Here is a 21,215-nt window from a genome sequence, read left to right as displayed (position 1 = left end):
GATGCGATGCAGCGACCACCGCAGCAGGCCGCCGGCGGCCGGCCCGGCTCCTGACGCACGGCCGCCCCGCGGCCCCCGCGCCGGGGCCCCTCCCCGCCCCGGCGACACGCACAGGGCTGGTCCGGCCCACCGCGGCCGGGCCCGGCCGGACCCCCGACCCCGACGGCCAAGGAGCCGAACCCCCCGTGGATTTCCTGGTGTTCCCCGACCACCCCGCCGCCGGCCGGCTCGCCGCCTGCCTGCCCCGGACGCCGGCCACCCGCACCGTCGCCCACCTCTCCGGCCGCCCCTGGATCGTCGGCCACTGGCGGCGCGAGGAGCTGGTGACCGCCCGGGTCGGCCCGCGCTGCGCGGTGCTGCTCGGCACCACGTCCGCCACCCCGGCCGAGCTGGCCCGGCTGCTGCGCCGGCTGCGCGACCTCGGCGACCTCGACGGGCTCCGCCACGAACTCCCCGGCAGCTTCTACCTCCTGGCCCACATGGGCGCCGAACTCCGCTGCCACGGCAGCCTCTCCGGCATCCGCCGGCTGCACCGCACCGACCTCGGCGGCATCACGGTGCTCGGCAGCCGCCCCCAGGACCTGGCCGCGCTGGCCCGCCCGGCGGCCGCCGCCGGCCTCCCCGGCGCCCCGGGGGCCGGCACCCTCGACGAGGAGGCGCTCGCCGTCCGCCTGCTCGCCCCCGCCGCCCCGGCCCCGCTCACCCTGCGCACCCCCTGGCGGGCGGTGCACGCCGTACCGCCCGGCCACTGCGCCGCCCACGACCCGGCCGGCCGCTACCGCGAGATCCGCTGGTGGCGCCCGCCCGCCCCGCAGCTCCCGCTCCCGGACGCCGCCGACGCGGTCCGCGAGGCCCTCAGCGCCGCGGTGCACGCCCGCACCGGCCGGCCGGTGCTCAGCGCCGACCTCACCGGCGGCCCGGAGACCACCGGCCTGTGCTTCCTGGCCGCCCGCGACCGCACCGAACTGATCACCACCGCCTGGGAGGGCCGCGACCCGGCCGACGACGATCCGCTGTGGAGCGCGCACAGCGCCCACCGCCTGCGCCGGATCCGCCGGGAGGGCCGCCACCTCACCCTCCCGTACACCGACGCCCCCACCTGGTACGCCCCTCCGGCGGAGCCCGCGCACACCGACCCCGCGGGGCCGCTCGGCGCCGTCCGGGAGGCGGCCCGGCTGGTCCACCAGGCGCGGCTGGTCGCCGGGTACGGCGCGCGGCTGCACCTGGCCGGGGCCGGCGGCGAGGAGCTGTTCACCCCGCGGCAGGTGGCGCTCAACTCCCTGGCCCGCGGCGACTTACCCGCCGCCGTCCGGCTCGCCCGCCGGGCCCGCCGGACCGCCCCGTGGACCCTGCCGGCCACCGTCCGCACCCTGCTGGGCGGCCGCCCCTACGCCCGCTGGCTGGCCGCCGCCGCCCGCACCGCCCCCGGGTGCCGCCGCCCGAGCACCGGCACCGACTGGGAGGACCCGCCCGCGATGCCGCCCTGGGCGCATCCGGACGCGGTCGCCACGGTCCGCCGGCTGCTGCGCGAGGCGGCCGCCGCGGCCCCCGACCCGCTGGACCCGCTGCGCGCCCAGCACGCACTGGCCGCCGCCGCGCTCCGGGCCGGCGACCGGGTGCGCGGTATCGGGGTGCTGACCGCGGCGCACGGCGTGGCCTACGAGGCGCCGTTCCTGGACGACGCGGTGATCGACGCGGCGCTGGCCGTCCGGCTCGCCGACCGCGCCCCCGGCTGCGGCACCCCGGTGCTCACCGCCGCGCTGCGCGGTGTCGTCCCCGGCCCCGTCCTGGGCCGCGGCGGCCGGCGCGCGCACGGCGCCGAACTCCACGCCGGGCTGCGCCGCCACCGCCGGGCGCTGGCCGCCCTCTGCGCGGACTCCCGGCTGGCGGCGCTGGGCCTGATCCGCCCGGAGGCGCTCCGCCCGGTCCTGACGTCCCTCCAGCCGCGCGCCGGAGCGCTGCGGCCGCTGGACCCGACCCTGGCCGCGGAGTACTGGCTGCGCGCCCTGCCGCCCCCGCGGGCACACGCCGCGGTGCCGGCGCCCGCCGCCGGGACCCCGGCGACCGCCCCGGCCGGCGACGGCTGACCCGCTACCGCGGACCCCGCCCGCCCGGGGAAGGGCGGCCCGTTCAGCCGCCCAGCTCGACGGGCGGGGTCATCCAGACGTTCTCCTCGCAGACGTTCATCCGCGTCTTCTTGCCCTTCTCGTCCCGGACCTTTATCACCTTCTGGTGCCGGTCGCGGGGCGCGCCGACCGCCACCTCGTCATTGCTGACCAGGCAGTCGGCGGGCGTCATACCGGGCCCGTGGTCCTTGTAGCGCAGGCTGGTGGTCACCGTGCCGCCGCGCGCGAGGTCTATCGGCATGGTGCGGCCCTGCCCCTTGCCGTCCGACTCCGGCCCCTTGCCGACGTGCACCGCGAAGGTGGGGAAGCCGTCGAAGACGCACGGCTGCGAGCCCTTGTTGACGACCGAGAGCCGGGCCTCGCGGCGGACGCTGTGCGGCACCGCCTTGAGGACGGTGACCTGCCAGCTCAGGCTCTTGGTCCGGCAGTTGGCGTGCAGCGCCGCCATCCGCCCCGAGCCGCAGCCGGTCAGGGCCAGGCCCGCGGTCACGCTCAAGGTGAGTGCGGCCACCGCCGACGCGAGTCCGGAACGTCGCTGCACGACTCCCCCTGTTCTGTCCATTCGTCCTGTGCGCACCCGGCGTCCGCGCCGCACGCGCCGGCCGCGGACCCCGCCGGCGCGCTCCGGGCCGTGTGCCGGCCGTCCGGCCGCGCCGTTCGTCTGTGCTGTCCTTGGGTAAGGAAGGGTTTTCGGGGCCGTTGGTTGCGTCCGCACGCGCCGGGATATGCCTCACATAAAGAGACGTTGATCACGTCCGGCCGGGCCGGGGCGGTGGACGGTCCGCCGCCCCGGCGGGCGCGCGGGACCTCACGCCCCCTCAGCGGCCGCCGCCGGCACGCCCATCGCCGCCGCGTCCGGACCGGGCAGCCACCACGGGCCCCCGGGGAGCGTCCGCCAGCCCTCCCGCTCGCCCAGCTCCCGCGCGGCGGCGCGCAGCGCGTCCAGCCCGGGATGCCGCAGCCCCCGCCGCCACACCATCCCCACCGGCGACAGCGGCACCGGATCCACCAGCGGCCGCAGCACCATCCCCGGCACCTCGATGAACTCCACGCTCGCCAGCACCGACCAGCGGCGTTTGCGCACCACCCGGACGAACTCCTCCGCCCCCGCCAGCTCCGGGAACGGCTCGGCCATCGCGATCCCCCGCCCCGCGAACAGCCGCGCCGCCAGCTCCGTCCACTCCGCGGTCCGCGGATTCCCGGCGGCCGCGTACAGCGTCTCGCCGGCCAGCCGGTCCAGCGGCACGGCCGCCGCCGCGGCCAGCGGATGGTCCCCGGGCAGCAGCACCGCCATCGGCTCCAGCCGCACCGGCTGGTGGCGGAGCCCGGCCCGCACCCCGTCCGGCAGCCCCGCGAACCGCCCGAAGGAGACGTCCAGCCGCCCCGCGGCCAGCTCCGCCGCCGCCCCGGTCAGCCCGCTGTGGAACCGCGCGACCAGCTCGCAGCTGTCCGGCAGCCGCCGCCGCGCCTCCGCCAGCACCCGGTACGCGGTGCCCACCGGCGCCGCCACGTCCACCACCAGCGGCCGCCCCGGCGCCGCCCGGAACGCCGCGGCCAGGTCGTCGTGGGCCGCCAGCACCCGCCGCGCGTACGGCAGCAGCCGCTCCCCCTCCGCGGTCAGCGCCACCCGCCGGGTGGTCCGCACGAACAGCTCGGCGCCCACCTCCCGCTCCAGCCGCCGCACGTCCCGGCTCAGCGCCTGCTGCGCCACGTACAGCCGCGCCGCGGCCCGGGTGAAGTGCAATTCGTCGGCGACGGCGGTGAACGCCCGCAGCAGCCGGGGGTCGATGTCGTACGGCACGCCCCATCGTCACACCCGGCGCCCGGCCTCCACACCCGCTTTCACCACAGCCGCGCGTCAATCGGGCGCGGGCAGGTGTTGGACCGCGGACCGGGTCCGCCGCGACCGTGGACGGCATGATCCTGTTCCTGGCCGCCCGCCCCGTCACCGCCCCGCCCGTCCGCCCGGCCCGCCGCCGCTCCCCCTACGCCCGCCTCTTCGCCGTCCCCGGCACCCGCGCCTTCACCGCCGCGAACCTCCTGGCCCGGCTCCCGATGGGGATGTTCAGCGTCAGCGCGGTCCTGATGATCGCCGGCAGCCGCGGCTCCTACGCGCTGGCCGGCGCGGTCACCGCCACCGGCCTCGCCGCGACCGCGCTGGCCGGCCCGTTCACCGCCCGGCTCATCGACCGCCACGGCCAGGCCAGGATCGCCGCCCCGGCCACCGTCCTGGCCGTCCTCGGCTCGCTCTCGCTGCTGCTGTGCGTCCGCGCCGGCGCTCCGGACTGGACCCTCTTCGCCTCCTACGCGGCCACCGCCACCACCCCCAACACCGGCGGCATGTCCCGGGCCCGCTGGGCCCACCTCTTCCGCGACGATCCGGCCGCCCGGCACACCGCCGCCTCCTTCGAACAGGCCGTCGACGAACTGTGCTTCCTGCTCGGCCCGGTGCTCGCCACGCTGCTGTGCACCGCGGTCGCCCCGGAGGCGGGCACCGCGGTGGGCGCCGCGCTGCTGCTCACCGGCGTGCTGCTGTTCGCGGCCCAGCGCCGCACCGAACCGCCGGCCGCCCCGCCGCCGCCCGGCCGGTCCGGCTCCCCGCTGCGCGCCCGCGGCCTGCCGCCGCTGCTGCTCACCTTCCTGGCCACCGGCGCGGTCTTCGGCTCCCTGGAGGTGGTCACCCTGGCCTACGCGGACGCGCACGGCTTCCGCGCGGCGGGCGGCGCCCTGCTCGCCCTCCAGGCGGCCGGCTCCGGCGCGGCCGGCCTGCTCTACGGACTGCTGCCCCCGGCGCCCCGGCCCGGCCGCCGCTTCCTGGGGTGCGTCGCGGCGATGGCCGGGCTGCTGACGCTGCCGCTGGCGGCCGCCGCGGCGGGCGCCCCGCCGCTGCTGGCCGCGGCCCTGCTGGTCGCCGGGACGGCCACCGCACCGGCCATGGTCACCGGGATGGGCCTGGTGCAGTCCCGCACCCCGGCGGGCCGGCTCAACGAGGGGATGACCCTGGCGGTGACCGCGCTGCTGGCCGGTATCGCGGCCGGTGCGGCGGCCGGCGGCTGGGCCGCCGAGGCGCTGCCGTCCCCCGCCGCCGGCTACACCGTCCCGGCCGCGGCGGCGGCCGGAGCCCTGGCGGTCACCGCGGCGGCCCGGGCCCTCGCGGCCCGGCGGAGGTGACCGGGCCGCGGGCACCGGCGACGGCCCGCGGGCGCCCCCGGAAACGCGACAGGCGACGCGCCCCGCGCTGTTCGCGCGGCACACGTCGCCTGTCGTCATACGTGGAGATGGCGGGAATCGAACCCGCGTCCAACGGTGCGGAATCAGGGCTTCTCCGAGTGCAGTCCGCTGCGCTTTTCTCGGCCCCGGAGATCACGCGGACAAGTCTCCGACGGGCCCAGTCACTGTGAGATGTCCTGCTGCACCCCGTGACCGGGTACAGAAGTGAAGTCCCCTAGCTGATGCCAGGATCCGGGTCGGGAACAGCCCCGGGCTGACACTTCGCAGGTCGCTACTTAGGCAGCGAGGGCGAAGGAATCGCGCTTGGTGTTGGCGATTATTGGTTTCGGCATATGGTTTACGAGATCATTGCCGCTTCCTCGACTCGCTTCCCCTGCTTCGACATCCGCTGTCGAAACCGATCATCCCCATGTTTTCTTTTCAAGGTGGTGCCACACCCTCGCGGGGTGTGTCCCCATCGTACGTGACCAACGCACGAGCGTGCCAGCACATTCCCGCAGCCGCCCGCGGACCCCGCCGCGGGGACCGCGGCACCGGCGCGACCCGGTGCCCGGTGGTCAGGCCCGCTGCCGGCGCCGGACGGCCGAGATGGCCCGCTCCGCCTCCCGGCGGTCCTGCTTCTCCCGCAGCGTCTGCCGCTTGTCCCACTCCTTCTTGCCCTTGGCCAGCGCGATCTCGACCTTGGCCCGGCCGTCCTTGAAATACAGCGCGAGCGGCACGATGGTGTGGCCCGACTCCTGGGCCTTGACCTCCAGCTTGTCGATCTCGAACCGATGGAGCAGAAGCTTCCGCTTCCGCCGCGCACTGTGGTTCGTCCACGTCCCCTGCGCGTATTCCGGGATATGGACGTTGTGCAGCCACGCTTCCCGGTCGTCGATCTGGACGAATCCGTCCACCAGCGACGCCCGCCCCTGGCGCAGCGACTTCACTTCCGTACCGGTGAGCACCACGCCGCACTCAAAGGTGTCCAGAATGTGGTAATCGTGCCGCGCCTTCTTGTGCTGCGCGACGAGCTTGCGCCCGTCGTTCTTGTCCTTGCCCTTGCCCTTGGTAGCCATAGTGTGGCCATTTTCGCACTAGGCACCGGTGCCGAGGCCACTCAATACCGTGCGGGCCCGTTTCTCGGCACGCTCCCCGGCGAGCACGTCCGGGGTGATCCCGGCCCCGTCCACCGCCCGCCCGGACGGGGTGCGGTAATGGCCGACGGTCAGCTCGGCCACCGAGCCGTCCGGGAGCGTGCGGGGCATCTGCACCGAGCCCTTCCCGAACGTCGGGGTACCCACCACCACCGCCCGGCCGCGGTCCTGCAACGCCCCGGACAGCAGCTCGGCGGCGCTCATCGTCCCGCCGTCCACCAGCACCACCAGCGGCGTGCGGGTGTCGCCGGCGCCCCGGGCGTACAGGGCGCGCTGGCTGCCGTGCACGTCGTAGGTGGCGACCAGCCCGCCGTCGAGGAAGACCGAGGCGGTGGCCACCGCCTCGGAGACCAGGCCGCCGGTGTTGCCCCGCAGGTCCAGCAGCAGCCCGTGCCGCACATCGGCGGCCCGGACCGCGCGGCGCACGGCGGCGCCGGTGCCCCGGGCGAACGCGGCGACCCTGATCCGGACCGGTCCGGCGCCGGCCGGGCGCTCCACGGTGACGTTCGGGGTGTGCAGCCGGACCCGGCGCAGCGTCACGGACCAGTGGCGGGCCCCGCGCCGCAGCTCCAGCCGCACCGGGCTGCCCGCGGCACCCTCGCCCGCACCGGGCCCGTCGCCGCGCAGCCGGGCCACGGTCTCGGTGACCGGCCGCCCCCGCACCGGCCGGCCGCCGACCGCGTCGAGGCGGTCGCCGGCGGTGATGCCGGCCCGGGCCGCCGGACCGCCGGGCTGCACCCGACAGACGGTGACCACACCGCCGTCCTGCTGCCGCACCCACAGCCCGACGCCCACGTAGGCGCCGGCCAACTCGTCCTGGAAATCGGCGAATTCACCGGGGGTGTAGACCGCGGCCCAGCGGTCGCCGCTGCGGCTGACGACCTCCCCGGCCGCCTGCGCACCGGACTTGCCGTCCGCGGCGGCCTGCGCGGCCCGTTCCCCGGCCAGCCGGCCCAGGGCCGCCGCGTCCGCGGGCCGGCGCCCGGCGGACTCCGCGCCGTCCGCGGCCCGCTCGTCCCACGTACCGGTCACCGCCCCCGCGGCCAGCACCCCGGCGAGGAACAACGTCAGGGCCGCCCCGCGGCGGATGCGGCGGGGCCGGTCATACCAACACGGGCCCGGCATGCGGGCGAGTCTAGGGCAGACGAAGGCGCCGTACGGCGAGTTGACCGTACGGCGCCCTTGGGGAACCTCACACCTTGAGGTACTTGCGCAGCGCGAAGAACGCGGCGAGCGCGGGCATCAGCAGCCCGATGGCGAGGACGAGCGGGAGCACCGACAGGACGGCGTTCCAGCCGATGAAGTTGACCACCTGGATCTGCTTGGCCAGCCACTGGTTGATCAGCACGTACTTGCCGCCGACCAGCAGGACGCAGGCGAACGCGGCGCCGATCAGGCCGGCGATCGCGGCCTCCATGATGAACGGCATCTGGATGTAGAAGCTGGACGCGCCCACCAGCCGCATGATCCCGGTCTCCCGGCGGCGGCTGAACGCGGAGACCCGCACGGTGTTGACGATCAGCAGCAGCGCCACGATCAGCATCAGCCCCATCACGCCCAGGGCCGCGTACCGCATACCGTCCAGCAGCCGGAACAGCGGCTCGACGGTGTCCCGTTGGTCCTGCACCTGCTCGACACCGGGCCGCTCGGAGAACGCCGACTTGATGACGTCGAACTTCGTCGGGTCCTTGAGCTTGACGCGGAACGACTCCGGCAGCTGGTCCGGGGTGACCAGCCCGGCCACCGGGGTGTCGCCGAACTGCTCCTTGTAGTGCTTGTACGCCTGGTCGCTGGTCTCGTGCTGCACGTTCTGCACCAGCGGCAGCCGGTGCAGCTCGGCGAGGATGTCGTTCTTCTGCTGCTCGGTGGCCGCGCCCTTGGCGCAGTTGGCGGCCGTCTCGGCGTCGTTCTTGTTGCAGAAGAAGATGGAGACGTTGACCTTGTCGTACCAGTAGCCCTTCATCGTGTCGACCTGGTCGCTCATCAGCAGCGAGGCGCCGAAGAGGCCGAGCGAGAGGGCTACGGAGACGATGACGGCGAAGGTCATCGTGAGATTTCGGCGGAGACCGACGCCGATCTCCGACAGGACGAACTGGGCGCGCATGGCGTCCTTTCAGTGCTGGTAGCCGTACACGCCGCGCGACTGGTCGCGTACGAGCCGGCCCTTCTCGAGTTCCATGACCCGCTTGCGCATCTGGTCGACGATCTGCTGGTCGTGGGTGGCCATGACCACCGTCGTCCCGGTGCGGTTGATCCGGTCCAGCAGCTTCATGATGCCGACCGAGGTCTGCGGGTCGAGGTTGCCGGTGGGCTCGTCGGCGATGAGCAGCAGCGGGCGGTTGACGAAGGCCCGGGCGATGGCGACGCGCTGCTGCTCACCACCGGACAGCTCGCCGGGCATGCGGTCCTCCTTGCCGCCCAGGCCGACGAGTTCGAGGACCTCCGGCACCGTCTTGCGGATCTGGCCGCGCGGTTTGCCGATGACTTCCAGGGCGAAGGCGACGTTCTGCCCCACCGTCTTGTTGGGGAGCAGCCGGAAGTCCTGGAAGACCGTGCCCACCTGGCGCCGCATCTGCGGCACCTTCCAGTTGGAGAGCTTGGCCAGGTCCTTCCCCAGTACGTGGACGGCGCCGTGCGAGGCGCGCTCCTCGCGCAGCAGCAGCCGCAGGAAGGTGGACTTGCCGGAGCCCGAGGAGCCCACCAGGAAGACGAACTCGCCGCGCTCGATCTCCAGGGAGACGTCCCTGAGGGCGGGGCGGTTCTGCTTCGGGTAGGTCTTGGAGACGTTGTCGAATCGGATCACTGATGCACCACGGTCGACCTGGGTAGGGGTACGGGTTGCCGGTCACGGCTCCCGTCGGTGAGCGTGACCCTACGCGAACCTCGGGTGGCGGCGAAGTCGCCGGCGGCGGTTGGTGCGTTTCTTCACGGGCGCTACAGGACAAAAGTCGCACAATGCCGGGCGGGTGGGAGGCGGCGGCCCGCGGGGCGCGCCGTACGGCGGCGGACCTGGCACAGTGGTAGAGGGAACCCACGCGCCCGCTGGTGCGTTGGTGCGGTGAGGTAAGGAGGTCGCATGACGTACGACCGATTGGTGTGCGCCCACTGCGCGGCCCCTGTGAGCGAGGGCCGCTGCCCCGTGTGCCGGGCGAGCAGGGAGCGGCTCCAGCAGCAAGCGGGACTTTTCGGCCAGTTCAGCCCGGTGGTGCTGGCGGTCGCGCTGATCGCGCTGATCGCGGTCGCGGTCCTGCTGCGGCAGGCCGTCTGAGCCCACCACGGCACGCCGCCGCTGCACGGTGCGCGACGACCCGGTGGCGCAGCGTGGCCCCTGCCCCCGCGGCGGACGTTCCCCGGTACGCCCGAAGGGCCCGGGACGGTGTGCGTCCCGGGCCCTTCGTCGTCCTACCGCGCCGGCGTCAGGCAGCCGCCGCGCCGCCGCCCTTGTTGATCAGTCGGGGCAGGACCCGGAAGCCCACACCGCCGGCGATCATCGTGGCCGCACCGATGAGCAGGAAGGTCGTGCCGGACGAACCGGTCTCGGCCAGCTGGCCGCCCTTGGCCTGCTGCTTGGCCTGGCCGGGGGTGTCCACGACCTGCTCCTTGCCCTGGCCGGGCTGCTCGATCGGCTTGGAGCCCTCGTTGTCGGTACCGGTACCGGTGCTGTCGCCACCGGTGGTGCCGCCGCCGGAGGTGGTGCCACCGGAGTGGCCCCCGCTCTGGCCGCCGGACTGACCGCCGGAGTGGCCGCCCGTCTGGCCGCCCGACTGGCCACCGCTCTGGCCGCCCGACTGGCCACCGGAGTGGCCGCCCGTCTGGCCGCCGCTCTGACCACCGGACTGGCCGCCCGACTGGCCACCGCTCTGACCACCGGACTGACCGCCCGACTGGCCACCGCTCTGACCACCGGACTGACCGCCGGTGTCCTGACCGCCGGCCGCCTGGCCACCGGACTCCTGGCCACCCGCGGCCTGGCCGCCGGTGTCCTGGCCGCCCGCGGCCTGGCCGCCGGACTCGCCACCGGTGGACGGGCCGCCGGTGTCCTGGCCGCCGATCTCGCCACCGGTGGTCTCGCCGCCGGAGGTCTGGCTGCCGATCTCACCGCCGACGCTCTGGCCGCCGGTGTCCTGGCCACCGTTCTCCCCGCCACCGGTGCTGGTGCCGCCGAAGATGGAGACCACATCGTTCAGGAGGCCGCCGCTGTGCTGCTGCCCCGGAGCGTCGTTCGTGCCGGCCGCGGACGCCGCGCCCGCCGCGGTGAGCGACGCACCGGCCGCGATCACCGCACCGGCCGCAATGCGCGCCACGCGCAGCCGCGTCTTCTTCGTCATGTACTGCTACCCCCAGTAGCTGAACTCGTCATTGGAGCACCGCCGCACGGGGCAACGACCGATGGGGGCGCGCACGCCACGGCCCCGCTCCGCGGGCGGGCCACTCGTCTCCCCGTTCCTGCACGCGCCCCATGACACACGCATGCCGCGCTCAGCCTTCCCAGTTCTCCGACCCCCGTCAAGGCCGAATAAAGGCTTGTTGCCTGAATTGCCATGAGTTGGGCGATACATGGACGTACGACTGTGACCTAACCGCCACGGCAAAAGGCAACTGCCCCCTCGAAGGGAGCAGTTGCCGGGTGCTTCCGGGGCCCGCCGAGGCCCGCGTACGCCGCTACTTCGCCTGCTGTTCCTGCTGCTTGCGCCAGCGGATACCGGCCTCCAGGAAGCCGTCGATGTCACCGTCCAGCACACCCTGCGGGTTGCCGACCTCGAACTCCGTCCGGAGGTCCTTGACCATCTGGTACGGGTGCAGGACGTACGAACGCATCTGGTTGCCCCAGGAGTTGCCGCCGTCGCCCTTGAGGGCGTCCATCTTCGCCTGCTCCTCCTGGCGGCGGCGCTCCAGCAGCTTCGCCTGGAGGACGTTCATGGCGGTGGCCTTGTTCTGGATCTGGGAGCGCTCGTTCTGGCAGGAGACCACGATGCCGGTGGGGAGGTGGGTCAGCCGGACCGCGGAGTCGGTGGTGTTGACGCCCTGGCCGCCGGGGCCGGAGGAGCGGTAGACGTCGACCCGCAGATCGCTCTCGTCGATCTCGATGTGGTCGGTCTGCTCGACGACCGGCAGCACCTCGACGCCCGCGAAGGAGGTCTGGCGGCGGCCCTGGTTGTCGAACGGCGAGATGCGCACCAGGCGGTGCGTGCCCTGCTCCACGGAGAGCGTGCCGTAGGCGTAGGGCACCTGCACGGCGAAGGTGGTCGACTTGATGCCGGCCTCCTCGGCGTACGAGGTCTCGTACAGCTCGGTCTTGTAGCCGTGGCGCTCGGCCCAGCGCAGGTACATCCGCTGGAGCTTCTCGGCGAAGTCGGCGGCGTCCACCCCGCCGGCCTCGGCGCGGATGCTGACGAGGGCCTCCCGGGCGTCGTACTCGCCCGAGAGCAGGGTGCGGACCTCCAGCTCGTCCACCGCCTTGCGGACGTCGGCCAGCTCGCGCTCGGCCTCGGCGCGGGCGTCCTCGTCACCCTCGGACTCGGCGAGCTCGAAGAGCACCTCGAGGTCGTCGACGCGGCCGCGCAGCTCCTCGGCGCGGCGCAGCTGGCCCTGGAGGTAGGACAGCTGGCTGGTGATCTTCTGTGCGCTCGCCGGGTCGTCCCACAGGGACGGCGCCGCGGCCTGCTCCTCGAGCACGGCGACATCTGCCCTCATCTTGTCGAGGTCCAGGACGGCCTCGATCGACCCCATGGTCGAGGAGAGGGACTTCAGCTCTTCGGATACATCGACGACTGCCACGCACCCAGCCTAACGGCTGACACCGACAATCTGTCCCGGCGCGTCCCCGGTCCGGCGGGCCCGGGCCGGCCCCGGCGGGTCCGCCGGGGCCCGCGCCGCGCCGTCGGACCCGCGCCCGCCCAGGTCAGGGCGTCATCGGCGGCTGCTCGGAGCGGTGCACACCGGGCGTGGCGTCGCCCGCCTCGCCGTCGCCGCCGGACGCCAGCCAGCCGCCGACCGCCGCCGCCACGACGACCAGGGCGGCGGCCAGCCCCACCTTGATCCGGCGGCGGCGCACCGCCTCCGGGGCGGAGCGGTGCCGGGCCGAGCCCGCCCGGCGCTCGCCCGCGGCCCGCGGGGTGCGGGCGGTGCCGTGCGCGCCGCCGGCCAGTTCGTCGGGGCCGGGGACCCGCATGCTGGTGTGCGTCTCCCGGTTGGAGTCCGGTGTGGCGCCCTGGACCAGGGGGACCGCGCCGCGCGGCGGCCCCTCGGGCTCGGCCGCCGGGTAGCGGGCCTCCTGGCGGGCGCCGGGCGCGCCGCCCTCCGGGTCGTCGGCGGTCGGCTCGTCGTCCGGCTCGTCGATGTCCAGCGGCGGCAGCCCGGCCAGACCGGGCAGCAGCTCGCGCAGCCGGGCGGCCAGCTCCGGGGCGCGCAGCCGGGAGGCGGGCGCCTTGGCCAGGCACTGGAGCAGCAGCTGCCACAGCTCGTCCGGGATGCCGGGCAGCGGCGCCACGCTCTCGGTGACGTGGCGGCGCAGCACCGCGCCGGGGTGGCCACCCCCGAAGGGCGTGAAACCGGCGAGCATCTCGTACAGGACGGTCGCCAGCGCGTAGACGTCCACCGAGGCGCGCGGCGGCAGGCCCTCGATGATCTCCGGGGCGAGGTAGTCGGGGGTGCCGATGACCTTGGTCGCCCGGGTGCGGCGCGGGGAGTCCACCAGGCGCGCGATGCCGAAGTCGGTGAGCAGCGCGGGGTGCGCGCCACCGGGGCCGAGCGGGCCCTGCATGTCCAGCAGGACGTTCTCCGGCTTGACGTCGCGGTGCACGATCCGGGCGGCGTGCGCGGCGGCCAGGCCGTCGGCGACGTCGGCGGCGATCGCCACGGCGGCCTCCGGGGCCAGCCGCCGCTCCCGCTCCAGGCGGGTGCGCAGGTCGGTGCCGCGGACCAGGTCCATCACCAGCGCCAGGTCCGCGCCGTCCACGACGAGGTCGCGGACGCCGACCACCCGCGGGTGGGCCAGGCTCAGCAGCGCCGCCCGCTCCTGGACGAAACGGCCGACGAGCTCCTGGTCGGAGGCGAGATCCTCACGCAACAGCTTGATGGCCACGGCCCCTTCGGGACCCTCGCCCAGCCATACCGTGCCGGCACTGCCGCGCCCCAGGATCTGGTGGGCGGTGTACCGGCTGCCGATCTTCCGTGCCAAGACTGCTCCGACGTGTCGGGCCCCCGAGCGTCCTGCGGGGGCTGAGGTTGGCGTCAAAGCTACGCGGGCGCCACGGGGTTCAGTGCCCCCAATGGCGGCAACCTTCACTTCTGTACCGGAATTCACCGGCAGGAAGTCGACAAAGCCACAATGTCGCGGGCTTCCGTCCGTACGAGCCGTCAGCCGCCGAGCTTCTGTACGAAGTCCCGCACCCCGGTGAAGAGGTCGCCGATCTGCTGGAAGAAGCCCTTGGTCGTCCCGATCCACTCCTGGAGCGGGGTGAACTCCCAGATCAGCCAGGCCGCCACGAACAGCAGCAGCAGCGTGAACAGGCAGCCCTTCAGGCAGCCCAGCCCCGGGATCTTCATCGGGTTGGCGCTGCGCGGCCGCGGCTCGCGCCGGGGGCGGGGCTCCCGGGCGGGCGGCGGCGCCGGCTCGTAGCGCTGCGGCGGCGGCTCCTGGCGGCGCTGCGGGGCCGCCGGCGGACGCTGCGCGTACGGCGCCTGCTGCCCGCCGTACTGCCCCTGCTGCCCGCCGTACTGCGGCGGCTGCGGGGCCGGGGCGGGCGCCGGGCGGCGCTGCGGACGGCGGCGCAGCGGGTCGTCCTGCGGGTCCAGATACTGCAACTGGGTCTGGTCGTTGCGGTCGCGGGCGGCCCGCAGCTGGGACTCCCACGGGTGCGGGCCCTCCGGCTCCGGCGGACCGGCCGGGGGCGCGCCCGCCGGCATCGGGGGCACCGGGGGCATGGCCCGGGTCGGCGCGGGGCCCCGGCCACCGGGGGCCGCGCCCGGCGCACCGGTGGAGGGCAGGACGCTGGTCGGCGCGCCCGGGTCGTAGGACGGCGCGCTCGTCGGCAGCACCTGGGTGGGCGCGGCGGCGTCCGCCCCCGGGGAGCCGTCGGCGCCGGTACCGGGGACGGCGGCCGGGTCCGGGTCGGGGACGAGCAGCGCGGCGACACCGAGCGCGGCCCGGGCCTGCTCGGGGGTGGCGCCGGCGCCGATGCCGGCCGCGACGGTGCGCAGCCCGCGCGCCAGATTCTCGGCGCTGGGGCGCTCCTCGGGGCGCTTGCGCAGGCAGCGCTCGACGACCGTCCACAGCGGCTCGGGCAGCGAGGCGGGGCGCTGCGGCTCCTCGCCGAGGTGCTTGTGCAGCACCTCCAGGGCGGTCGCCCCGGCGAACGGCGGGCGGCCGGTCAGCAGCTCGTAGAGCAGGATGCCGGCCCCGTAGATGTCCACCGCGGAGGTCTGCGGGCGGCCCTCGGCGGACTCCGGCGCCACGTAGGCGGGCGTGCCGACGAACTCGTGCGTACGGGTCAGGCCCGGGGAGTCGGCCAGCCGGGCGATGCCGAAGTCGGTCAGCATCGGGTGCATCTCGCCGCTGCCGTCCGCGCCGGCCAGCAGGACGTTGGCGGGCTTGAGGTCCCGGTGGACGACGCCGTCGGCGTGGCTGGCGGCCAGCGCGTCGGCGATCTGGGCGGTGAGCAGGGCGGCGGCCACCGGGCTGAACGGGCCGTTGTCGCGGAGGTAGCGGTGCAGGTCGGGGCCGTCGACCAGGTCCATCACCAGCGCCAGCAGATCACCCTCGACGACCAGGTCGCGGGTGCGGACGATGTTGGGGTGGGTGAGCCGCAGCAGGACCGAGCGCTCCCGCAGGAAGCGCATCACCACGTCCGCGTCGGACGCCAGCTCCTCCTTGAGGACCTTGATCGCGACCGTTTCGCCGGGCTCCCCCGGGACGGCGGCCTCGGCGCCCGCCGTCTCCCTCTGGCGGGCCCGCCAGACGGTGCCCGTGGCGCCGCGCCCCAGCGGCTCCTCAAGCAGGTACTTGCTGCCAACCGGCCGCACGTCATGCGCTCCCTGGTCGTGGTGGATCTTGCCCGGCCCGCTGGGTCAGCTCGCGGCCCTCCGCCCCACTGTAGTGCCGTCGCACAAACATCTCGGCGCGGCGGACGGGGCGGCTCCTCGGGTAGACGCGGGTGGCGGGCGCTTGGTTGCCCGGGTGGCGGACAGGTGGCGGGAGTGCGGAGGGCATCGGTGGGGGCGGGGGCTGGCGGGGGTCGGCGGGAGGCTCGTGCGGGGCGTCGGCGGGCGGGCTCGTGGCGGGGCGTGGCGGACGGCGGGGGCGGCGGGGGCGGAGCGCGGCCGTCCGGGGCGATCCGGGCGGGAGGGCCGGGCCGGCGGCCCGGGGACCGACCGCAACTGACCGCTTCGGCGGCGAACGGTGAGCGAAATCGTCCGGTTCGCCGCCCGCCAGCAGGCGGTTTTCCGTCGGGGGCCGACCAATCAAGATCATTAATCGCCGGTCGGCGGGCGTGTTGTCAGCGGCAGGTGCGAGGATGCATCCCAGCACGCACGCGGTGGGGGCGCGCGGTCACTGTCGCGACGTGCATGGGACATGTCCGTGCCGACGTGCCCGGGGTGCGGTGGGGGAGCGAGCGGAGCCCCTGCCGGATACCCGGCAGAAGGGACCGTTGACGGCGATGCAGATCCGGCTGACCGTCCTCGGGCCGCGCAGCGGCCACACCACACGGGCCTGCGACGTCCTGGTGACGGCCCCCGCCGGGACCGCCCTGGCGACGGTGGCCGGCTCCCTCGCGGCGGCCGTGGCGGGCTCCGGCGCGGACGTCGGCGCCCCCTCCGGCGGCGCCCCCGTGGTGCTCTACGCCGGCTCCGAACGGCTCGATCCGCAGCGCGCCGCGCTCGGCGAGCCGCCCCTGATCGACGGCGCGGTGCTCTCCCTCCAGGGCCCCGGCCCGGCCCCCGCCCACGGCCTGCCCCGGCACGGCTCCGCCCGGCTGCACGTGGTCTCCGGCCCGGACGCCGGCGGCGTCCACCTGCTGCACGGCGGCCAGATCCGCATCGGCCGCTCCGCCGACGCCGACGTCCCCCTGGACGACCCGGACGTCTCCCGCCTGCACTGCGCGGTCACCGTCGAACCGGACGGCGCCGTCTACGTCGCCGACCTGCGCTCCACCAACGGCACCGCCGTCGACGGCACCGAACTCGCCGACCGGGCCGTCCCGCTGCCGTCCGGCGCCCTGCTGCGCATCGGCGAGTCGGCCCTCCGCTTCCAGTCCCCGCCCCGCACCCCGGACCCGGCCCTGCCCGCCACCCCGGACGGCGAGGGCCACCTCCGCGTCACCGCCGCCCGCCCCTTGGCCGACGCCCCCGCGCCGGCCACCGCCCCGACCACCACCGGCACCCTCTACACGGGCCCCGGCCACTCCCCCGCCGCTTCCCCCACGGCCCCGCAGCCCGCCCCGGGCACCGGCGCTCCCGGTGGCGCGGCCCCGGACGGCCTGTTCACCGGGGGCGGCAGCCGCCGCGACACCCCCGTACGCGGCACGTCCGTCCGGGGAGCGGCAGCCCCCTCGGGGACGACGCCCGACTCCTACGGCGGTACGGCGGACTCCTGGGGCGGTGGGCCGACCTGGGCCACCGGCTCGGGCCCGGCCGAGGGCGCGGCTGCGGGCCCGGTGCACAACTCGGGCCCGGTGCACAGCTCGGAGCCGGTGCATGGCGCGGGGCCGGTACACGGCGACGGAAGCCGTGGAGCGCACGCGCCGGGTGAGCCGAGCCGGGCGGGTGAGCCGAGCCGGGCGGGTGAGCCGAGCCGGGCGGGCGTGGCCCGGGAGGCACCCGCCGCGTTCGGAGCGGGCTCCTCGTACGGGACGCCCGAGGCCGGGCCCGGACCCCGATCGTCGGCCCAGAGCCCGCGCCCCGGTGCCCACGACCCGGCATCCGGACCGGCCTCGCCCGGACCGGCGGCGTCCGGCCATCAGGGCGCCTCCGACCATCGAGGCCCGTCCGGCCACCCGGGCGCGTCCGGGTTCGACGGCGCCTCCTACGGGGCCGCGCCCCTCCCCGTCCCCGGGCAGGCGCCCCGTCACCCGGCCCTGCCCCCACACGAGCCCGTACCGCTGCCGGGCCACGAGCTGCCGCACGGCCGCGAGACGCCACCCATGGGTCGGGAGACGCCCGTCGGCAGGGAAACGCGTCCGGTCCACCGGTCCGCCCCCGGAGACGGCTCTGCCTACGGCTACGGGAACCCCGCCCCGGGGGCCGTCCACGGCAACCCCGTCCACGGAAGCCCGGCGCCCGAGGCCGTCACCGGGCCGGCCGGGTACGAGGCGTTCACCGGTCCGGCCGGGTACGACGCCGTAACGGGGCGCGGCGCGGCCCCCGCGGGCGGGCAGACGCACGGTGGGCAGCAGTCCCTGGCGCCGGCCGACCCGGTGACCCGCAAGGCGGGCCGGCGCGGCGGCATCGGCGCCTGGGCGCGCCGGCTGGCCGGGGCCCGCCCCGCCGTGGAACCGCGCGAGCCGGCCCCGTACACCGCCTACGGCGACGCCGCGGCCCCGGAGGCCGCCCCGTCCCCCGCGGCCACCGGGAGCACCGCCCCCGCCGGCCCGGCCGCGGAGGAACGCTGGCCGGACGCCGCCGCCGTCCTGCTCACCGCGCTCGGCCCCGGCCCCCGGCTCTGGGAGCGCGGCCCGGACCACCCCGACGCGCTCACCGTCCGCCTGGGCACCGCCGACCGGCCCGACGGCCGGACCGTCGCGCCGGTCACCGTCGGACTGCGCCGGGCCGGTGCGCTCGGGCTGGCCGGCCCGCGCGGGCGGCTGGTCGGACTGGCCCGTTCCGCCGTGGCCCAGCTCGCGGCACTGCACTCCCCCGGGGCTCTGGAGATCGTGCTGGTCAGCACGGACCGGGCACGCCCCACCGAGGAACGGGTGGCGGACTGGTCCTGGCTGGGCTGGCTGCCGCACGTCCGCCCGGCCCGCGGCCAGGACTGCCGGCTGCTGCTCGCCTACGACAAGGAGCAGGCCGCGGCCCGTACGGCCGAACTGGTGCGGCGGCTGGACGACGGCCCGCTGGGCCCCGGCTGGCCCAGCGCCGAGCGCGCCGAGGTGGCCTCCGCCGCCGCCCGCCACCAGGGCCCGTACACCCTGCTCATCGTGGACGGCGACCCCGGTTCGTCGGCGCTGCGCGAGACCACCGCGCGGCTGGCGGCGGGCGGCCCGGCCGCCGGCATCCACGTACTCTGCCTGGCCGAGACCCCGGCCGCCTCGCCGGCGTTCCCGCTGGCCGCGACGTACGAGGCGGCGCGGGTGGCGACGCCCGCGTTCGGCGAGTGCGGGGCGGTCGCGGTGCTCAGCGGCGATGTCGCGACGGCCCTGCGGGTCGTCCAGCCGGGCTCGGGGCCCAACGGCACGGTCGCGACGGTGGACGCGGTCTCCGGGGCCTGGGCGGAGCGGTTCGCCCGGGCGCTGGCGCCGCTGCGCGAGGCCGAGGCGGCCGGCGGAGCGGGCGGGTCGGCCCCGCGCGCGGCCGTCCCGCTCCCGGACTCGGCGCGGCTGCTGGACGAGCTGGGGCTGGCGCGCGCCACCCCGGCGTCCCTGCTGGCCCGTTGGGCGGCCGCGCAGGACTCGGACCGGCCCGCCGCCCCGGCGGTGCTCGGCGCCGGGCCGCACGGCCCGGTCTCCGCCGACCTCGCCGCCGACGGCACGCATCTGCTGGTCGAGGGCGCGGCGGCCACCGGCAAGACGGAGTTGCTGCGGTCGCTGGCCGCGTCGCTGGCCGCCGCCGACCGCCCGGACCGGCTGTCGCTGGTACTCGTGGACGGCGGGGGCGCGGAGCGTGGCGAGGGACTGCGGGTCTGCACGGAACTGCCGCACGTGACCAGCTACCTGGCCGCCTCCGACCCGGTGCGGATGCGGGAGTTCGCGCAGGCGCTCTCCTCGGAGCTGAAGCGCCGCGCCGAAGTACTGGCCGGAACCCCCTTCTCCGCATGGCGCGCCGAACACGTCCCGGCCGCCCGCGTCATCGCCCCCCGCCGCTCCACCGAAAGCTCCGTCCCCACCACCCCCTCCACCCCCCTCGCCCCTTCTCCTTCACCCACCTCCCCCACCTCCCCCGCTTCCTCCACCTCACCAACCTCACCCACCCCACCCGCCTCTTTCACACCGAGTAACGAATCCTCGGAACAAATCACTCTCCGTAATCGTTGCCGTAATGAGGAAGAAAGCGGCGGCGCCCCGGCGGACTCCGCGGACCCCTCCCGCACCGGCACCCTGCGCCTCCGCACCCGCCCGAACACCCCGCCACCCTCCAGCTCCGGCCCCGGCTCCGGCTCCGGTCCCGGCTTGAGCCCCGGCTCCGGCCGACCCGACCACCCCCGCCCCGCCCAGCACACCCCATCCGCCACCCCCGCCACCTCCCTCGACGGATCCCGCCCGGGCACCGGGGCGGCGGCGCCCATGCCCCGCCTCTTCGTCCTGGTCGACGACTTCGACGCTCTGGTCTCGCCGGCCCTGGGCAGTACGGGCCGCCCCGCCGCCGGCTCCGTGGTGCGCGCGCTGGAGGCGGTGGCCCGGGACGGCGTGGCGCTGGGCGTCCACCTGATAGCCGCCACCGGCCACCCGGACCGCACGGAAGCCACCGCCACTGCCGAACGGGCCGGGCTGCGCGTGCAGTTGGGCGCCGCAGCGATGAGCCCCGCGGCAGCAGGCACGGGTACGGGTACGGGTACGGGTACGGGCATGGCTCCGGGTGCGGCGGCTGGTGCGGATGCGGGCGGCGCGGGTACGGCCCCGGCGCCGTCCGGCTCCGAGCCGGTACCGCCCGGGCGCGGGCGGCTGCACCGCGCGGCGGACGGCACGGCCACGCCGTTCCAGGCGGGGCGGGTGACCGGGCGGATACCCCGTACGTCGACGCTCCGGCCGACCGTGGTGCCCCTGGAGTGGGCGCGGATGGGCGACCCGCCGGCCCGGCGCCCGCTCCGGGAACTGGGCAACGGACCCACGGACCTGGCGCTGCTGGCCAGTGCGTTGCAACGGGCCGCCCAGTCCTCGGGCACGCCGGCAGGACCGACGCTGGCGTGAGGCGGCCGCTGGTGTGAGGCGGCGGGGGCGGGGGTCGGCGAGGCCCTCGGGGCGCGCGTGACCCCTTGGCGCCGCACCGCCGCACCGCCGCGCCACCGTGACGCCGCGCCACCGTGACGCCGTGACGCCGCACCGCCGTAACAGGGGGATCACAAACGGGAGTTGTGGGGGTTTGCAGTGTTGCGGAGCCGGTAGTGGGGGCGTAGGACTGTCGCAGATGGGGTGACCCATGGGTGGGCGCGCACCGTGCGCGGCCGGGGCGGTGCGGGCAGGCCGGTGGTCGGTGGCCCGCGGAGGCCGCGGCACCGTACAGGCCGGCTTCGCGGCGCGGCCGCCCACCCTCAGGTGCCGGCCCCACCAGGCGCCGGGACCAGCACCACCAGGCACCAGCACCACCGGGCACAGGTACCGCCAGGTACCGGTACCGCCAGGTACCGGCGTCCGGCAACGGCACCACCGCACGGCAACCGCACCACGATGCAACAGCCGCACCACCACCGCACAGCAGCCACAGCACCACCTCGCACCAGCACAACCACCGCACCAGCACCACCGCACCACCGCGCGGCATACCGCGCGAGATGCGCCGTGCGTCGGGCAGGCGCATGCGTACGGCAGACGGGTCGGGCCGGGAGGGCCGGGCCGGTTGGGATGACAGG

14 protein-coding genes and 1 other RNA gene are annotated in these 21,215 nt (G+C 76.0%); 4 read left to right on the top strand and 11 right to left on the bottom strand.

The window, feature by feature from the left end:
* Positions 1-185 precede the first annotated feature (185 nt).
* Positions 186-2,087, top strand: a complete 1,902-nt coding sequence (locus MUU72_RS12560) for an asparagine synthase-related protein (RefSeq protein WP_248013280.1) — start codon at positions 186-188, stop codon at positions 2,085-2,087.
* A 43-nt stretch (positions 2,088-2,130) separates the two neighbouring features.
* Here MUU72_RS12560 and MUU72_RS12555 read toward each other — a convergent pair whose 3' ends face one another.
* Both MUU72_RS12555 and MUU72_RS12550 read right to left on the bottom strand, forming a co-directional pair.
* Positions 2,131-2,667, bottom strand: coding sequence for a DUF4232 domain-containing protein (locus MUU72_RS12555; protein WP_248013279.1), 537 nt, complete (start codon positions 2,665-2,667; stop codon positions 2,131-2,133).
* Positions 2,668-2,934: 267 nt separating this feature from the next.
* Positions 2,935-3,927 (bottom strand): LysR family transcriptional regulator, encoded by a 993-nt coding sequence (locus MUU72_RS12550; RefSeq protein ID WP_248013278.1) that lies wholly within the window; start codon positions 3,925-3,927, stop codon positions 2,935-2,937.
* Positions 3,928-4,043: 116 nt separating this feature from the next.
* Here MUU72_RS12550 and MUU72_RS12545 point away from each other — a divergent pair, with 116 nt between their 5' ends.
* The gene (locus MUU72_RS12545; protein WP_248013277.1) at positions 4,044-5,297 is read left to right on the top strand and encodes an MFS transporter; all 1,254 of its coding nucleotides are present in this window, start codon (positions 4,044-4,046) and stop codon (positions 5,295-5,297) included.
* A 99-nt stretch (positions 5,298-5,396) separates the two neighbouring features.
* Here MUU72_RS12545 and ssrA read toward each other — a convergent pair.
* The 5 genes from ssrA to ftsE all read right to left on the bottom strand — a co-directional run bounded on the left by ssrA (position 5,397) and on the right by ftsE (position 9,296).
* Positions 5,397-5,766: a transfer-messenger RNA gene (gene ssrA, locus MUU72_RS12540) on the bottom strand.
* Between the two features lie 148 nt (positions 5,767-5,914).
* Positions 5,915-6,415 (bottom strand): SsrA-binding protein SmpB, encoded by a 501-nt coding sequence (gene smpB, locus MUU72_RS12535; RefSeq protein WP_248013276.1) that lies wholly within the window; start codon positions 6,413-6,415, stop codon positions 5,915-5,917.
* Positions 6,416-6,433: 18 nt separating this feature from the next.
* On the bottom strand, positions 6,434-7,618 hold the full coding sequence (locus MUU72_RS12530; protein WP_248013275.1) for a S41 family peptidase: 1,185 nt from the start codon (positions 7,616-7,618) through the stop codon (positions 6,434-6,436).
* 67 nt (positions 7,619-7,685) lie between these two features.
* A complete protein-coding gene (gene ftsX / locus MUU72_RS12525) occupies positions 7,686-8,597 on the bottom strand; it encodes a permease-like cell division protein FtsX (RefSeq protein ID WP_248013274.1) in 912 nt (303 codons plus the stop codon).
* A 9-nt stretch (positions 8,598-8,606) separates the two neighbouring features.
* A complete protein-coding gene (gene ftsE / locus MUU72_RS12520) occupies positions 8,607-9,296 on the bottom strand; it encodes a cell division ATP-binding protein FtsE (RefSeq protein ID WP_100604605.1) in 690 nt (229 codons plus the stop codon).
* A 273-nt stretch (positions 9,297-9,569) separates the two neighbouring features.
* Between ftsE and MUU72_RS12515 the strand changes: the two genes are divergently transcribed.
* Complete coding sequence (locus tag MUU72_RS12515) at positions 9,570-9,761, top strand: hypothetical protein (protein WP_248013273.1); 192 nt, start codon at positions 9,570-9,572, stop codon at positions 9,759-9,761.
* A gap of 148 nt (positions 9,762-9,909) precedes the next feature.
* Here MUU72_RS12515 and MUU72_RS12510 read toward each other — a convergent pair whose 3' ends face one another.
* From MUU72_RS12510 to MUU72_RS12495, 4 genes are all read right to left on the bottom strand, one after another.
* A complete protein-coding gene (locus MUU72_RS12510; protein WP_248013272.1) occupies positions 9,910-10,821 on the bottom strand; it encodes an LPXTG cell wall anchor domain-containing protein in 912 nt (303 codons plus the stop codon).
* Between the two features lie 334 nt (positions 10,822-11,155).
* Positions 11,156-12,271 (bottom strand): peptide chain release factor 2, encoded by a 1,116-nt coding sequence (gene prfB / locus MUU72_RS12505; protein WP_248013271.1) that lies wholly within the window; start codon positions 12,269-12,271, stop codon positions 11,156-11,158.
* A gap of 124 nt (positions 12,272-12,395) precedes the next feature.
* Positions 12,396-13,673, bottom strand: a complete 1,278-nt coding sequence (locus MUU72_RS12500) for a serine/threonine-protein kinase (RefSeq protein ID WP_248013270.1) — start codon at positions 13,671-13,673, stop codon at positions 12,396-12,398.
* Positions 13,674-13,852: 179 nt separating this feature from the next.
* On the bottom strand, positions 13,853-15,517 hold the full coding sequence (locus MUU72_RS12495) for a serine/threonine-protein kinase (protein WP_248013269.1): 1,665 nt from the start codon (positions 15,515-15,517) through the stop codon (positions 13,853-13,855).
* Between the two features lie 635 nt (positions 15,518-16,152).
* On the opposite strand from MUU72_RS12495, the gene MUU72_RS12490 reads away from it, so the two are divergent.
* Positions 16,153-20,556, top strand: a complete 4,404-nt coding sequence (locus MUU72_RS12490; RefSeq protein WP_248013350.1) for an FtsK/SpoIIIE domain-containing protein — start codon at positions 16,153-16,155, stop codon at positions 20,554-20,556.
* The last annotated feature ends 659 nt before the right edge of the window (positions 20,557-21,215 follow it).

The sequence above is a fragment of the Streptomyces rhizoryzae genome (assembly GCF_023155275.1).
In the GTDB taxonomy this organism is placed as follows: Bacteria; Actinomycetota; Actinomycetes; order Streptomycetales; family Streptomycetaceae; genus Streptomyces; species Streptomyces rhizoryzae.
This window is presented reverse-complemented; position numbering and strand designations above follow the sequence as displayed.